Here is a 15,417-nt window from a genome sequence, read left to right on the forward strand (position 1 = left end):
GAATCATCGTCCAAGAAAAAGACTCGGCTTTAAAAGTCCGAGTCAGGTATTATGGCAACAACATGGTGTTGCACTTCAAATGCTAATCTAACATTTATGAAAGAGATCTAATATTAATTACCTTAATAAGTTCATCTTTTCTCTATATTTCCTCCATATTGATGAACTACAGTAAATAAGATTGTTTTAACAACTGGTCAAAGAAATGAATGATGTTTCACCCCTCTAAATCCTGTTATTTAGAGCTCAAAAATTGAGTAACAGGTTGAATTTATAACAACGAGAGCCTTTCTTTTTATTTAATAATACTTAAATAATGCTCCCCAAAACCTCCAGAAGAAAGCAACTTAGGCAATAAGATAATCCACGTTTCTACTACAAAAACTACATTAGTTTACAATTAACCGAAATCTAGCGTTAGCTTCTAAAAATTGGAAACAAGTTTTAACCATAAAAAAAAGCGGCTACTAAAGCCGCTTTCTGATAAGAAACTAGTTATCCGAGATCAATGCCACCTGCTGCACATAGTTGAATAGCTTCTGCTTGGACTCGGCTAGAGTCGCTTCATCAGCCTGAGCTTTCAAATCGCGGTGAATCCGCAAAACATGCTGGCGAATGGTATGACGCTCTGCTGCATTATAAGTTTTGCTAAAGTCATTAATGACCGGATCACCATCTTTGATCATGCGTTCGACCCAGCGTTGCAGCTGAGCGGTCTTCTTTAAACCCTGTTTTGGGGTTAAATAAGACAAAATTATGCTTTCATCTTCATTACGCAGCAGTTTGCCAATCCGTTGAAACTGGCGACGGCGTGCCTCATTGGAGCCGATGCTCTGTACATCCAGCAAGGCATCAATCAGACGCTCTTCTACAGGCAGATTTTTGATCTGCTTTACACTGAGCTCAGCCAGCTGTGCGCCCAAAGCAGCCATCCGCTGGACGGCTTTTTTCTGTTCAGTTTTACTTGCACGTCCTTCTAAAGATTCAAAGTCTTCTTCAGTAAAACTGTGCGGTCGACGTGCCACGATTAATCTGCCTCATAAAATTTTGCTGCAAAAAGTGCCTGAATTTCAGATAAGGCCATGTCCTCATCTGCGCCTTCAATCACCAAGCGTAAAGTGGTTCCCTTGCCTGCACCGAGCATCAACAGGGACATGATATTTTTCGCATCTACCAGTTTGTTCGCCTTTCCAATCTGGATACTGGAACGAAACTTGGTCGTTACTTCAATCAGTTTACCAGATGCGCGCGCATGTAAACCCAGTTTATTAATCACGTCAACAGTCGTATCAATCATGACCAGTGCTTCATTTCTCGGTGGAGGACTTGAATAGACCATTTTGCCTCAAGCGCTTTTTTTAGTCTATCCACAATATAAACAGAGCGATGCTGCCCGCCGGTACAACCAATAGACACCGTTATATAATGACGATGTCCTTCAGCAAAGGTCGGCAGCCACTTGTCCAGAAAATGATAAATATCCTGAAACATATCTTCGACTTGAGCGCTTTTTTGCAAAAACTCCTGCACCGGCTGATCCAGGCCTGAAAACTTGCGAAGTTCAATTTCCCAGTGTGGATTAGGCAAATGCCGTACATCAAAGACATAATCGGCATCCAGAGGAATCCCGTGCTTATAACCAAAGGATTGTAAGATCAAAATCAGCTGATCGGTCTGTCCCAGTCGGGACAATAACGTATGCTTCAGGTCATGCACACTTTTATCGGTGGTATCAATGTGCACGGTAGAGCGCAGCTGAATCGGCATCAGCAGGATTTTTTCTTCCTGTATACACTGATTCAGGCTTTTAAAACGTGCAGCCAGAGGATGTGGACGACGTGAAGCACTAAAGCGGGCGATCAACTCCTGATCCTGTGTGGTCAAATAGATGATATCAACCGAGCCATGCTGCTGTAGCTGCTCAAACACATGATTAAACTCTTCCAGATCCGCCCGGGTACTGCGCACATCGACCCCGAGTGCCAGCAATTCCAGATTATTGTCATTGTCCAGTTTTGCTACAATCTCAGGAAGTAAGGCCAAAGGCAAGTTATCAATACAGTAATAACCCAGATCTTCCAGTACCTGCAAAGCAGATGACTTACCTGAACCAGATTGCCCCGTGACAATTAAAATGCGCTTCATGCCTTACCATCCTTTCATCCTAGCCAACTGCGTACTTGACCTGCAAGTTATCGATCAAACGTGTGGTACCGAGTTTTGCTGCCACCAATATCACCACATCTTGATTAAACGTCTGAATTTCCTGTAGCTCCGGGCTACGTGCTTCCACATAGTCCACTACAAGTCCGGCATCGGTCAGCGTTTCACGAATGCCTCTCAATACTTGTTCCAGCGTTTGGCCAGCATGTAACTGCTGCTCAGCGGCTTGCAGACTCTGGAAAATCACCGGTGCAGTTGCACGCTCCTGCTCACTTAAATACCCATTTCGTGAACTGAGTGCCAAACCATCTTCCGCCCGTGCAATCGGTACACCAATCACTTCCAGTGGAATATTTAGATCCTGGACAAACTGACGGATCACAGCCAGTTGCTGATAATCTTTTTGCCCAAAGAACGCATAGTTTGGCTGAACAATGTTAAACAATTTTGTCACGACAACAGCAACACCATCAAAGTGGCCTGGACGTTGCAAACCGCACAGGTCATCGGTGATCTCAGCTACACTGATATTGGTCAACCGTGGCTTGTTACCATACATCTGCTCCACGCTTGGAGCAAATACGATGTCACAACCGGCTTCCGCCAGGAGCTGTTGATCTTGCTCCAGGGTACGTGGATAGCTATCAAAGTCTTCATTCGGTCCGAACTGGATCGGATTAACGAAAACACTGACCACCACGACATCACATAGCTTACGTGCTTCACGTACCAGATTCAGATGCCCCTGATGCAGATTACCCATGGTCGGTACAAAGCCAATCATTTTACGTGCCGAACGTGCAGGATTCAGTGAAGCTGATAAACCTTGGATGGTTGTTTCTGTTTTCATGTTACAACTCGACTTGGAATGTTTGTTCAGGTGCCGGGAATGAGCCGTCCAATACCGCCGCATGATAGGCTTTGAATGCATCCAGAATGGCAGTTGCACCCGATTGCTCTTGCATAAAGTTACGTACAAATTTTGCAGTATGACCAAAGGTCAAGCCCAGCATATCCTGTACCACCAGTACCTGACCATCGGTCGCTGACCCTGCCCCGATTCCAATGACCGGAACATGCGGGAACAGCTCCGTAATTTCCTGACCCAGTTGCGCAGGCACACACTCCAGTAAAAGTAGTGCAGCACCCGCCTCAACCACTGCCTTGCAATCTGCAATTAACTGATCTGCGGCTGCACGGGTACGTGCCTGTAATTTATAACCGCCAAAGACATGCACCGACTGCGGTGTTAAGCCCAGGTGGACACACACCGGAATACCGTTACGGGTCAATACCTGAACCGTTTCCGCCAGCCATGCGCCACCTTCCATCTTGACCATTTGCGCACCAGCCTGCATTACGGTTTTCGAGCTTTGCAAGGCATCATTTAAAGTGGCATAACTCATAAATGGCAGATCGGTCATAATCAAAGCATGCTGATTGCCACGGCGTACCGCTGCCGTATGATAGGCCATATCTTCTACAGTCACAGGCAGTGTTGAGTCGCGACCCTGAATGGACATACCTAAGGAATCACCAATCAGAATACTATCGACTGCGGCAATTTCCATGGCTTTGGCCATACTTGCATCATAACAAGTAAGGCAGGAAAATTTGCGTCCTTCAGCCTTATATCGTCTTAAATCACTGAGACTGATCATGAAGATACTCCTCTATTTTTGAAGTTCTCTCGAACTGCCAATTATTTCAAAATTAAATATTTGCCCAGTTGGTGCGATCGAAGACCGTCAAGGCTGAGTGCTTGACGATGTCAAGGTCTTTTAATATATGTCCATTGAACTGTAATTCAGGATCAATATCCAGCAGAGGCAGCAGTACAAAGTCGCGCTCCAGCACCCCCACATGCGGCACAATCAAACGCTCATGCTGAATCTGTTCATCGCCATAAATCAGCAAGTCCAGATCCAGCGTACGCTCGCCCCAGTGTCGTAAACGCACCCGGCCTGCTTCCTGCTCAAAGGCCTGCAGCTGATCCAGCAAGTCCAGCGCTGCAAGGTCTGTGACCAGTTGCACCACAGCATTGTAATAGTTCGGCTGGTCCTGTGGACCCATGGGCGGGCTTTGATATAAATGCGACGCTTTGACCGCCCCCAGGCTGGCCAGCTTGTGTACGGCTTCTACTAAAATCTGGCGTGAATCGCCAAGGTTGCTTCCCAAACCGATATAGCTGACTGTCATTGTGTTGGCCCAAAAATAACCTGGCTTAAATCACGCTGTACACGTTTACGTTTGGTAATCGGGTGATCTGCACCAATTTCGCCACTGGCAGTTAGCTGGGACACCGATTTACGCTCGGCCTCATATTTGGCTTTACGTACACGACGGTTGCGCGGCTCCAGCTCATTCACCAACGGTTCAATTTCAGTCATTTCCTGAGCCACTAGACGCTGCTCCAGATGCTCTTCCTGGGAAACCTTACGACGGTTTCTGGCACGCTGACGGTTATATTGGGCAATGGCGCGCTCTTTTTCATCACCATTCATTTGCTGGTATTCATCCCACCAGGTGCCCATCCCTTGTGCCGTTGCATCGCCCGATTTTTCACGTAGCAGCAGGAAGTCAAAGCCGGCACGGAAACGCGCATGTCCTGACAAAGCATCAATTTGCTGTGGTTTTGGATTCAGCAGACGGGTTTGCATTTCCCAGACTTCACGAATAAAGGTTTCAGCAAAACGTGGAATGACCGTGCGCGTGGCCTGACGCTTCAGTACATCCAGCCCCGCTTGGGCACGTGCTTCAGCTGCCACCACACCGCGGGAAAGATAAAACTCACAGCGCTCTAAAAATGGCTGCCATAGCAATACCGCATAAAAGAAAGCGGGATTAATGGTTTTACCAATGGAAATACGCTGGTCTGTATTTTTTGCGGCACGCTCAATAAACGGCGTAATATCAGGCTGGATATCAGCAAATAACTGACGCCAGATGCCAAAATCAATCAGCATCGGCAATACCCGGTTCAAATGTCCCATGGTAAAGAGTTTCTGTGACTCGTCATATAGACGGTGCGGAGAAACATCACGTAACAGCTGGGTCATTTCCGGCGTAAAAATATCCAGAATGGCCTCATCAATATTGAAATTCAGCTTGGCTGCAAAACGTAAAGTGCGCAGCATCCTGACCGGATCTTCCTCAAACCTTAATGTCGGATCACCGAGCAAACGCAAGGTTTTACTTTTGATGTCCTCTACTGCATGACAGAAGTCCAGCACAATTGCTTTGCGCGGCTGGTAATACAGTGCATTGATGGAAAAATCACGGCGGGCAAAATCCTGTTCGATGGTGCCCCAGTTATTGTCACGCAGGATCATGCCCGCAGCAGAGGTGACTGCTTTTTTAGGCGGCGCACGAAAGGTCGCTACTTCCACCAGTTCACGGCCGGAATAGACATGCGCCAGCTCGAAACGTCGTCCGATAATCCGACAACGCCGTCCGAATACCTCTTTGACCTGAGCGGGTGTGGCATTGGTGACAGCATCGAAATCTTTGGGGTTTAAACCCAGCATCAGATCCCGGACACCCCCCCCTACAATATAAGCTTCATAGCCTGCCTTGGTTAAGGCATCAATCACATCGAGAATATAAGAAGGTAATTGAGCGGTTGATAAACCACATTTTGACGCGTGCAAAGTTTGCAAAAGACGCTGTCTCCTACGTCTGAACGTAAATTTTTAAGATGACGCTAATCATATCGCTTACACCGCTAAAGGGCAATTTGATTATCTCATTCTTAGCATTCAGATTGATTGGCAATTCATCGTCTCTTCAGTCTGCTTACAGCCCCAGTCTAGCCTTGTTTTTGGCAAATAAAGCTGGCCCGATTCCCTTGACCAGCTGAATATCTTCAATCGTTTTAAATTGACCGTTTTTCTGCCGATACTCAACAATCGCTTGCGCTTTCTTCTGTCCAATCCCATGCAACTGCTGTAACTGCTCCACATTTGCCCTGTTCAGGCTAATTTTATCGGCAGCCGAAGTGACTGATAAAGCAGGCTTGGCCAGATAGTAATCACTTTCAGAAGCAGGAGAGATTGCTGCTTTCTGTTGCAGACGCGCATCCTGTTGCTGCTGTCGGGTTTTCCATTCCGTATAGTTTGTTCCATTTGTTCCCGCTGCTTGAGCAGTAGTCGCAATTGACAGATAACCAAGCCAGCAGCCGAGCAGAAGAAAACTAATCCATGTCAGACCTGTTCGAGGTTGTAACGTGTTCATGAGCAGCCCTTTTTTTTAATTCTAATTTGGCCTGTTCCCAGAGCTGATCCAACTCAGCCAGTGACAGACTTTCCAGGTTTAATTGTTGTTTGTCGGCCTGATCTTCCATCAAGGCAAAGCGAGTCCGGAACTTATGGATCGTTCCCAATAATGCCATTTCGCTCGAAACTCCAAGTTTACGGCCGATATTCACCAATGAGAATAAGCAGTCGCCAAATTCTTCCTGTATTTCATCGGAATTCTGTGCAGCTATGGCCTGCTTGAGTTCGCTTAATTCTTCTTCCAGCTTGCCATACGCACCTGCCACATCAGGAAAGTCAAAACCAATTTTGGCCACATTCCGCTGAATCTCGTCGGCCTGCTGCAATGCTGGCGCATGCTTGACCTGATCCAGGCGTGAACGGGGTTTGCCCTGCTTTTCTGTCTGCTTAATTTTTTTCCATAATACTGACACATCTTCAGGGCTCAGCTGTGCAAACTGCTCGGCCTGAAACACATGCGGATGACGACGAATCAGTTTATCGCTAATCGCCTGCACCACGTCCTGAAAATCGAAAGCACCCTGCTCGCTGTACATTTGTGCCTGAAATACCACCTGTAACAGCAGATCTCCAAGTTCATCCCGCACATCTTCAACATTAGCAGAACGTACCGCCGCCTCTACTTCATACGCTTCTTCTATCGCATATCGGGTTAGAGATTCGGGAGTCTGTTGCTGATCCCAGGGGCATTTTTCACGTAACTCACGCATGATCTGGAGTAATTGTTCCACTTTTTAACACCTCATCTTTACCAAATAGCCGCTTTATTCTGCCTATTTCTTGCTATGCTCAAAAAAAAGACAATAAGGAGATCAAGCACATGCACAGTATATTGATTAGCGGTGCTGCACAAGGAATTGGTGCCGCGACAGCTGCCCTGTTTTACCAGCACGGCTACAAAGTCGGTATTTATGACATTAACGTGGAGCAGGCAGAACAACTGGCCCAGCAACTCGGTGAACATGCCAAGGCCGGCTTTATTGATGTAACAGATTATGCTGGCTGGGAAGCAGCTTTGAGTGAGTTCGCAGTCTGGGCCGGTGAGATTAATATTCTGGTCAATAATGCCGGTATTTTATATTCAGGTCCTTTTGAAAATACCCCCATTCCAGCACATCATCGAACCTTGGATATTAATATCAAAGGCACTCTCAATGGCTGTCATGCCGCTTTTCCCTATTTAAAACAGTCCTCTTTCGCCCGGATCATCAATTTATCCTCAGCATCTGCGATTTATGGTCAGGCTGATTTGGCTTCATATGCGACCAGCAAGTTTGCAGTACGCGGCCTGACTGAAAGCCTGGATATTGAATGGCAACCTTATGGGATTCGAGTCTTGGATGTGATGCCACTTTTCGTAAGTACCGCGATGGTCAAAGATATGCAGGCGGAAAGCATCAAAAAAATAGGCGTACATTTGAAAGCAGAAGATGTGGCGCAGGATATTCTTAAACTCGCACAGCTCAAAGATTCCATCTGGCAAGTAACCCACCATCCCGTCGGATTTAAAAGCCGGTTCTTATTCCATCTCTCCCAAATAAGTCCCCAGTTCGTCAACCGGATCAGTAATCTATGGCTTGCCAAAAAATAAAAAAATAGTGAATACGCTTTTAGACACCTGGATGAATCTGAATAACTGGAAATTTAAAACCCTTGCATGACTGCTCACTTTGCCAAGCCACGCTAAGCATGCAGCCCACGAGAACATAATGTTGATAAGCATATATCCCTATATCCGGATGTTCGCAGCACCCACCATTTTGCTCCGGATAGATTTGGGTATTCAACTCATTTAAATTTATCCGAATCCCCAATCCTGAAGCCTTCAAGACAGCTTCTTTCGTGGTCCAAACCTTGAACCAGTACTCAGGATCATAATTCAGCTCCTGCCATTGCCTGAGTTCTTCAGGATGAAAAGCGTGTTGTGCCAAGGCTTCGAAACGCACCTTTCGGTCGAGATCTTCAATATCAACCCCTAAGTTCTGAACCTGATGACTGGTTGCCAGAGCATAGAAATTTTGGCTATGACTATGATTAAAGCTGAAATCTGGATGAGTGTGGAGATAAGGTTTGCCGTATTTGGCCAGGCTGAAATCCTGCTGATCAATCACGGAGCCCAACTGTGTGGAGAGCAACTGGTTACGATAGCCATAAATCCATTGTTTACGCTGCTGAATATAGTTTTTACGATCCAGGCCCTGTAAATGTCTAAGTCGTGGTGCCAGTGCGATCCAATCAATATGAATAATAGACTTCAAAAATAGTTGCCCTTATAAAAATGTTGCCTTTAGAGCTTAAAGTATAAATCAAACTAATTGCCTCTCTGACCAAAAGTCAGGAATACCCGAAAATATATTTTAATAAAACTTAAGTAAAACAATAAAATGCAGTGATTAATTAAAATAACACATGAGCTTTAAAGCTATTTTTAAGCGCATAAAAACCGGTTACAATTCAGCCACAATTTTACACATAGAAAAACAGAGGGTCATATGTTTAAGCGAATCATACTTAGTACTACAATTATTACACTATCATTTTCAACCCACGCTAGCTCTTGGTTAGAAGCTGCTACTGCAGTTATGGGAGCTAGAAACGGCGCAATCATGGATCAGGCTGAAGCCAATATGGAGCGCAGCCGTTTGCAGGCGAATACTGCTGTTGCACGTGCAGACCGTGCTTATGCTTCTAATTATAATCATGCTTCAAATCAAAATAACGGTGTCTACTCAACCACATACTTAAAAGGTTTAGATTGTACCGATTTGGCGGTAGAAGCGCGCAGTTTTGAACGCAGCTTAGAAGCAAGTCAACATGCCCTCAATCAAGCTAATAATCCTGTTTCTAAATTGGCAGGTATTGCAAGTGGTGCACTCTCTGCGTTTGCAGGCCAGTCTCAAACAGTTGCACGCGCAACTGAAATCACCAATGCTTTTACTGGCAATAACAATCAAAATAATCTTGCTGCCTCTCAAGCCGATGCTGACGTAGCTTTAGCTAATCTTGAAAATATCCGTATTTATCAAAAAGCAAAAAAATGTTCAATCTAAAACAGGAACAAATAAAAAAGCCTGCTTTCGCAGGCTTTTTACATTTAAATATGGCGATTAACCACGTTTAAATTTCTTCTCTGCTTTCTTGAATTTCTGTACATAACGACGGCGGCGCGCAGCAGTACGTTCGTCTATCTGTGACTTACGACCTTCAAACGGGTTTTCCGAGGTTTTAAACTCGATTTTTACTGGTGTCCCTTCAAGTTTGTACACTTTACGGAAGACGTTTTCCAGATAACGACGGTAATCCGCAGGCGTTTTATCCACCTTGTTACCGTGAATCACGATCGTCGGCGGGTTTTGTCCGCCCATGTGCGCATAACGCATCTTGATTCGGCGGCCCTGTACCGTTGGCGGCTGATGCGCATCGGTTGCATCATTCAGGATTTGGGTCAGTTTGGCCGGTGATACTTTCAGATGAGAAGAATCATAGGCACGATGAATCGAAGGATACATCTCGCCCACACCAGTACCATGCAGGGCCGAAATCAGGTGAATTTTCGCCCAAGGAATAAAGTCAAAGCGGCGCTCGACATCCAGCTTACATTGCTTGCGATCATATTCAGACATGTTGTCCCATTTGTTGATCGCAATTACCATGGCGCGGCCAGCCTCCAGCGCATAACCGATCAGGTGCAGATCCTGCTCCACAATCCCGTCACGCGCATCCACCACAATCACCACCACATGCGCATCTTTCATCGCCTGCAAAGTTTTCACGATGGAGAATTTCTCGATCATTTCATCCACTTTACCTTTACGGCGTACCCCGGCGGTATCAATCAGGGTGTACTGACGGCCGTCACGCTCAAAAGGAATATAGATCGAGTCACGGGTGGTTCCCGGCTGGTCAAATGCAACCACACGTTCTTCACCCAGCAGGCGGTTTACCAGTGTAGATTTACCCACATTTGGACGGCCGATAATCGCCAGACGCAGCCCGGTATTTTTGTCATGTTCTTCCGGGTTTTCATCTTCAGGCACATCCGCAAGCACATCTTCTAACATCTGCTGCACGCCGCGGCCATGGCTGGCGGCTACCTGTAAAGGCTCACCCATTCCAAGCTTATAAAACTCTACCAGCGCAGCTTCTGCATGTACGCCATCTACTTTGTTGGCGACAAGAAAGACTTTTTTGCCAAGGGTACGCAATTCACGAGCAATCTGTTCATCAGAAGCCAGCAGCCCGGCACGTGCATCGACCACAAAAATGATCATGTCAGCTTCATGAATGGCGGTTTTGGACTGCTCCGCCATGTAGGAGTCGATGCCCCCTTCATTTTCACCAATACCGCCGGTATCCACCACAATAAATGACTTATTCTGGTAGACGGCATCGCCATATTTACGGTCGCGGGTCAGGCCGGCAAAGTCTGCCACTAATGCGTCACGGCTCTTGGTAATCTGGTTAAACAGGGTTGATTTTCCGACGTTCGGACGACCAATGAGCGCAATTACGGGTTTCATAGATTAACCTTTATTCAATATCAGGCAGTCTATAGAGGCCTGCACATCAGAAAGTATAGGAAGATAGCGGGTAAATACCCGAAATAAAACACGGGGCATTGAGTTTTCAATCGCCCCGCGGTTCAAAAAATACGGTTGCGCCTAGTTTAACATAAGGCAAGTAAAATTAACGATTCTGCCAGATGCTCAATGCACCCTTACGTGTCGACACATAGAGTTGATTGTCAATCACACGCAAAGTACGGACTTCCCCTGAAGTTTTGGCACGACCGACAATCTGTCCATTACGTGGATCGATCAGATGCAATACACCCTCCAGATCACCCACCACCAGCTCATTCCCCAGCATCACCGGGTTACTCAGCTGACGATTCAACAACTGGTCATTTTCCCAAAGCGGTTGGCCGGTGGTAATTTCATAGGCACTGATTTTACCATTGCTTTGTGCCACAAATACACCATTTCCAACCACTTCCGGACGTTGAATACTACTGGCATCTTCACTCCAGACCACCTGCTGTGAGGCCAGATCCAGTACCGTCACCTGGCCCTGATAGCTGGTGGTCACGACAAACTGTCCAGCCACCACAGGTTCACCATCAATATCCACCAGACGCTGGATATCTGAACGTCCATCCGATACAGCGACACGGCGCTGCATTTTTGGTACACCACTGATCGCGTCGATGACATAAATATAGGCATTAGCAGAGGCAATCAGGATATTACGTGCATCCAGAGGCACAGGAGCAGCCACACCACGTAAGCTGAACTGTACATTCGGCAGGTTATAGGTCCATACCTGTGTCCCAGTGGTGGCTTCATGCGCATACACCGTACCATCATTACTTACCGTAATGACACGTCCCGCATGAATCAGCGATGGCGCTAAAATGGCACCCGTCAACTGGGCAGTCCACTTTTGCTCACCTGTTTTCTGGTCCAGAGCCAGGAGTTTACCTTTGTTGGTGCCTACCACCACGATTCCGTCAGCGGCTTCTACACCTGCACTCAGGGAGTCTTGCGCTACTTTTTTCTGCCAGACACGTTGCTTGCCATTAAATGCGCTCACTTCACCCTTAGGGTCAATTGCAAAAATCAGCCCCTGGTCTGCACCCAGACGCAGACGTAAAGGATCTGCTGCTTCACTGGCAGAAACATTGGTCGAAAACACCGGAACCAATGTTTTGGCCTGAGTCAATTTAGGCAATGGATTCGGTTTAACTTCTGGGGCTTTATTGGTTTTACCCGCACAGCCCGCAAGTGCAAGGGTCAAAACTGTCAAGGCACAGGTGATTTTATATGTTCTATTCATTCAGTTTCGTCCACTTGTGTTTCTATAATTGGGCGTTCAATCTCAGGATCATCGACCAGCACGCCTACGCTTTCAAGTTTCATTTGTAAAATTTGACGTTCTTCTTTGCGTTCCATTAATGCATCCCATGCACTTTGATATACTTTTTTAGCATTTTCAATATCATTTTTGGCAACATAAATATCACCACGCACTTCATCCGCAGTTGCCTTGAATGCCGGTTCAGTCACTGCATCTAATGTTTTAAGCGCAGCATCATATTTTTTCTGAGCCAGCTGTGCATAGGCCAGACGCAATTTCACCACCTGAATCAGACCTGCATCCTTGATCTTCGAGTTTTCAACTTTCTGCAAGGCCTTTTCAGCGGCAGCATAATCCTCTTTATCATAAGCCAGTTTTGCCATCACCAGCTGGGTCTGGATGGCCTGAGCAGAATCCGGAGCATCTTTGACAATTTTGTCCGCTGTTTCAGACAGCTTAGCAAATGCATCGCCATCTTGGGCTTGCGCATCATCCATCAACTGCTGCACCTTAGCAGTCTGCATTTGTGCTTCTGCCAGGTTTTTCTTCTGCCAGTATTCCCATCCGAAAAAGGCAATCAACGCAATCAAAATCCCGGTAATGATTGAAGAACCATACTTTTTCGTAAAGGATTTCAAACTTTCAAGTTGATCATCATCACTCATTGCGCTCATGCGATTACCCTTTTCCTAAGTTTTATCGATTATTTTGAAGAAATTTTAGTACTGAAAAATGCAACAAATTCAGCAAATGGCACATTCGTCTGCTCGGCAGTTGACAACTCCTTGACTGTAAAGCTCTGAGCTTCCAGCTCACGCTCACCGACGATCGCTGCATATAAGGCACCCGCCTGATCTGCCTTTTTCATTTGCGATTTCATTGAGCCTTGTGAGCCCACCTTTAAGCGAATCGCACTGCCTGTGGCTTCAAGCTGATCACGGATCTGTTCAGCCAGCACCAACGCTTTGCCCTGGGAGGCCGGATCAGCGACCAGAAATACTTCACAGTCACGTGTTGGCGTATTGTCTTCAACTTGCTCCAGCAGAAGCAATAAACGCTCTATACCCATCGCAAAACCGACTGCTGGGACAGACTGGTCTGCCTTGCCTTTCAACTGACCAACCAGACCATCATAACGGCCACCGGCACATACTGTACCTTGTGAACCCAAATGCGTTGTGGTCCATTCAAAGACTGTCTTATTATAATAGTCCAGACCACGTACCAGCTTTTGATTAATCACAAAGCTGATACCGGCTTCAGTCAAATACTGCTGTAGCTGATTAAAATGCGCCAGCGTGTCTTCACCCATAAAGTCGTGCAATTTTGGTGCATTTTCCAGAATTGACTGGGTCTTGGCATCTTTAGAATCCAGAATACGCAGCGGATTTGTACTTAAACGGCGCTGTGAATCTTCATCCAGATCGGTTTTATGAGCATCAAGGAATTCCACCAGTGCGGCGCGATATGCTGCCCGCTCATCCGATTCACCCAGCGTATTCAGTTCCAGCTGAACCTTGTCAGCTACCCCCATACGTTTCCATAAACGCGCTGTCATCAGGATCAGTTCGGCATCTATATCTGGGGTAGCTACACCAAAGGTTTCCACTCCAAACTGATGGAACTGGCGGTAACGGCCTTTTTGCGGTTTTTCATAGCGGAACATCGGTCCAATGTACCATACACGCGGTGCTGCACCGCGCAACAGGTTATGCTCCAGCATGGCACGGACACAACCTGCTGTTCCTTCAGGACGCAAGGTCAATGACTCAGGCGGATTTCCCTTGTCCAAAAAGGTGTACATTTCTTTTTCAACAATATCCGTGGCATCACCAATAGAACGCTTGAACAGATTGGTCTGCTCAACCATCGGCAAACGGATTTGTTGATAGCCATACGTATCCATCAAGCTTGATAGATGCTGTTCAAGACGTCTCCAAGCCGGGGTTTGCGCTGGGAGAATGTCATTAAAACCTTTGATTGCGACGATTGAACTCATGATCTACTCAGAAAAACCTGTGCGAATAATCTCTTTGGATTTAGCTTTTTCAAGCTCGGAAACACGTTGACGAACCATTGCTTCGATTTCATCAACCAGTTGATTTGTGTCAATTAAATGGCTTTTTTCACCATTACGGTACACCAGTGAACGTGGACTTGCACCCACTACACCAATATCGGCTTCTTTGGCCTCACCTGGACCATTGACCTTACAGCCGATAACCGAAACATCCATTGGTACGCGCACATCTTCCAGACGCTCTTCCAGAACCTGCATGACCTTGATCACATTAAATTCTTGACGTGAGCAGCTTGGACAGGCAATAAAGTTAATGCCGTTAGAACGCAGACTGAGTGATTTTAAAATATCAAAGCCGATTTTAATTTCTTCTTCAGGCTCTGCCGCCAGGGAAATTCGCATAGTGTCACCAATGCCTTCCATCAGCAGGCCACCGAGGGCAATCGCGGATTTCACTGAACCGGTACGATAAATACCCGCTTCAGTCACTCCCAGATGCAGCGGGTTATCAATTTGCTGCGACAGCAAACGGTACGCATCCATGGTTAAGAAGACATTGGAGGCTTTAACCGAAACTTTGAATTCCTGAAAGTCGAGACGATCCAGAATGTCGATATGGCGCATCGCAGATTCAAGCAAAGCCTGACCCGTCGGTTCGCCATATTTCTTTTGAATATCTTTTTCCAGAGAACCGGCATTTACCCCGATTCGCATGGAAATATCATGATGCTTTGCAGCAGCCACCACCTCACGGATTTTGGCTTCAGAACCGATATTTCCCGGATTGATACGCAGACAGTCCGCCCCATAGTCTGCAACCGCAAGGGCAATCTTATAGTCAAAGTGAATATCAGCAACCAAAGGCACACTGACCTGCTTGCGGATTTCGCCAAAGGCGATTGCGGCCTCCATGGTCGGCACAGATACACGCATAATATCCGCACCCACATCCACACACCGCTGGATTTGTGCAACGGTCGCTTCCACATCACAGGTTTCAGTATTGGTCATTGACTGAATACTGATAGGGGCATCCCCCCCCACATAGACAGAACCCACACGGATTTTACGTGTTGAACGACGCTGAATTGGATTAATAATCAT

At 46.5% G+C, this 15,417-nt stretch carries 17 protein-coding genes; 2 read left to right on the top strand and 15 right to left on the bottom strand.

The genetic code is table 11. From position 1 onward, the window contains the following. Nucleotides 1-491: 491 nt before the first annotated feature. The 9 genes from yjgA to mazG form a co-directional block, all read right to left on the bottom strand. Nucleotides 492-1,025 carry a ribosome biogenesis factor YjgA gene (gene yjgA, locus NI461_RS10515; RefSeq protein WP_151205372.1) on the bottom strand — a complete coding sequence of 178 codons (534 nt, stop codon included), beginning with the start codon at nucleotides 1,023-1,025 and terminating at the stop codon, nucleotides 492-494. A gap of 2 nt (nucleotides 1,026-1,027) precedes the next feature. Then, a complete protein-coding gene (locus NI461_RS10520) occupies nucleotides 1,028-1,297 on the bottom strand; it encodes an HPr family phosphocarrier protein (protein WP_151205377.1) in 270 nt (89 codons plus the stop codon). After that, nucleotides 1,294-2,145: an RNase adapter RapZ gene (gene rapZ, locus NI461_RS10525; RefSeq protein WP_151205373.1), complete on the bottom strand. Its 852-nt coding sequence runs from the start codon at nucleotides 2,143-2,145 to the stop codon at nucleotides 1,294-1,296. Before rapZ ends, NI461_RS10520 begins: the two co-directional genes overlap by 4 nt. Nucleotides 2,146-2,164: 19 nt before the next feature. Then, on the bottom strand, nucleotides 2,165-3,013 hold the full coding sequence (gene panC, locus NI461_RS10530) for a pantoate--beta-alanine ligase (protein ID WP_253157236.1): 849 nt from the start codon (nucleotides 3,011-3,013) through the stop codon (nucleotides 2,165-2,167). Between the two features lies 1 nt (nucleotide 3,014). Beyond that, nucleotides 3,015-3,824, bottom strand: coding sequence for a 3-methyl-2-oxobutanoate hydroxymethyltransferase (gene panB / locus NI461_RS10535; RefSeq protein WP_253157238.1), 810 nt, complete (start codon nucleotides 3,822-3,824; stop codon nucleotides 3,015-3,017). A 52-nt stretch (nucleotides 3,825-3,876) separates the two neighbouring features. Then, on the bottom strand, nucleotides 3,877-4,362 hold the full coding sequence (gene folK / locus NI461_RS10540; protein WP_253157240.1) for a 2-amino-4-hydroxy-6-hydroxymethyldihydropteridine diphosphokinase: 486 nt from the start codon (nucleotides 4,360-4,362) through the stop codon (nucleotides 3,877-3,879). After that, entirely contained in the window at nucleotides 4,359-5,822 is a 1,464-nt protein-coding gene (gene pcnB / locus NI461_RS10545) for a polynucleotide adenylyltransferase PcnB (protein WP_253157242.1), read from the bottom strand. Before pcnB ends, folK begins: the two co-directional genes overlap by 4 nt. A gap of 136 nt (nucleotides 5,823-5,958) precedes the next feature. Then, a complete protein-coding gene (locus NI461_RS10550) occupies nucleotides 5,959-6,396 on the bottom strand; it encodes a ComEA family DNA-binding protein (RefSeq protein WP_253157244.1) in 438 nt (145 codons plus the stop codon). Then, nucleotides 6,356-7,168: a nucleoside triphosphate pyrophosphohydrolase gene (gene mazG / locus NI461_RS10555; protein ID WP_253157246.1), complete on the bottom strand. Its 813-nt coding sequence runs from the start codon at nucleotides 7,166-7,168 to the stop codon at nucleotides 6,356-6,358. Before mazG ends, NI461_RS10550 begins: the two co-directional genes overlap by 41 nt. A gap of 89 nt (nucleotides 7,169-7,257) precedes the next feature. On the opposite strand from mazG, the gene NI461_RS10560 reads away from it, so the two are divergent. Further along, on the top strand, nucleotides 7,258-8,028 hold the full coding sequence (locus NI461_RS10560) for an SDR family oxidoreductase (protein WP_253157248.1): 771 nt from the start codon (nucleotides 7,258-7,260) through the stop codon (nucleotides 8,026-8,028). A 19-nt stretch (nucleotides 8,029-8,047) separates the two neighbouring features. On the opposite strand, the gene NI461_RS10565 is transcribed toward NI461_RS10560, so the two are convergent. Beyond that, nucleotides 8,048-8,686 carry a 4'-phosphopantetheinyl transferase superfamily protein gene (locus tag NI461_RS10565; RefSeq protein WP_253157280.1) on the bottom strand — a complete coding sequence of 213 codons (639 nt, stop codon included), beginning with the start codon at nucleotides 8,684-8,686 and terminating at the stop codon, nucleotides 8,048-8,050. Nucleotides 8,687-8,929: 243 nt separating this feature from the next. On the opposite strand from NI461_RS10565, the gene NI461_RS10570 reads away from it, so the two are divergent. Then, nucleotides 8,930-9,487 carry a hypothetical protein gene (locus NI461_RS10570; protein WP_253157250.1) on the top strand — a complete coding sequence of 186 codons (558 nt, stop codon included), beginning with the start codon at nucleotides 8,930-8,932 and terminating at the stop codon, nucleotides 9,485-9,487. A gap of 57 nt (nucleotides 9,488-9,544) precedes the next feature. Here the strand turns inward: NI461_RS10570 and der are convergent, their stop codons facing one another. The 5 genes from der to ispG form a co-directional block, all read right to left on the bottom strand. Next, on the bottom strand, nucleotides 9,545-10,957 hold the full coding sequence (gene der, locus NI461_RS10575; protein WP_151204114.1) for a ribosome biogenesis GTPase Der: 1,413 nt from the start codon (nucleotides 10,955-10,957) through the stop codon (nucleotides 9,545-9,547). A 166-nt stretch (nucleotides 10,958-11,123) separates the two neighbouring features. Continuing rightward, nucleotides 11,124-12,272 (bottom strand): outer membrane protein assembly factor BamB, encoded by a 1,149-nt coding sequence (gene bamB, locus NI461_RS10580; RefSeq protein WP_253157252.1) that lies wholly within the window; start codon nucleotides 12,270-12,272, stop codon nucleotides 11,124-11,126. Further along, complete coding sequence (locus NI461_RS10585; protein ID WP_253157254.1) at nucleotides 12,269-12,967, bottom strand: tetratricopeptide repeat protein; 699 nt, start codon at nucleotides 12,965-12,967, stop codon at nucleotides 12,269-12,271. The genes bamB and NI461_RS10585 overlap by 4 nt, the downstream gene beginning before the upstream one ends. Nucleotides 12,968-12,996: 29 nt before the next feature. Beyond that, nucleotides 12,997-14,292: a histidine--tRNA ligase gene (gene hisS, locus NI461_RS10590; RefSeq protein ID WP_253157256.1), complete on the bottom strand. Its 1,296-nt coding sequence runs from the start codon at nucleotides 14,290-14,292 to the stop codon at nucleotides 12,997-12,999. Between the two features lie 3 nt (nucleotides 14,293-14,295). Next, a complete protein-coding gene (gene ispG / locus NI461_RS10595) occupies nucleotides 14,296-15,417 on the bottom strand; it encodes a flavodoxin-dependent (E)-4-hydroxy-3-methylbut-2-enyl-diphosphate synthase (protein WP_253157258.1) in 1,122 nt (373 codons plus the stop codon).

It is taken from the genome of Acinetobacter sp. S4400-12, assembly GCF_024129495.1.
Classification (GTDB): Bacteria; Pseudomonadota; Gammaproteobacteria; order Pseudomonadales; family Moraxellaceae; genus Acinetobacter; species Acinetobacter lwoffii_C.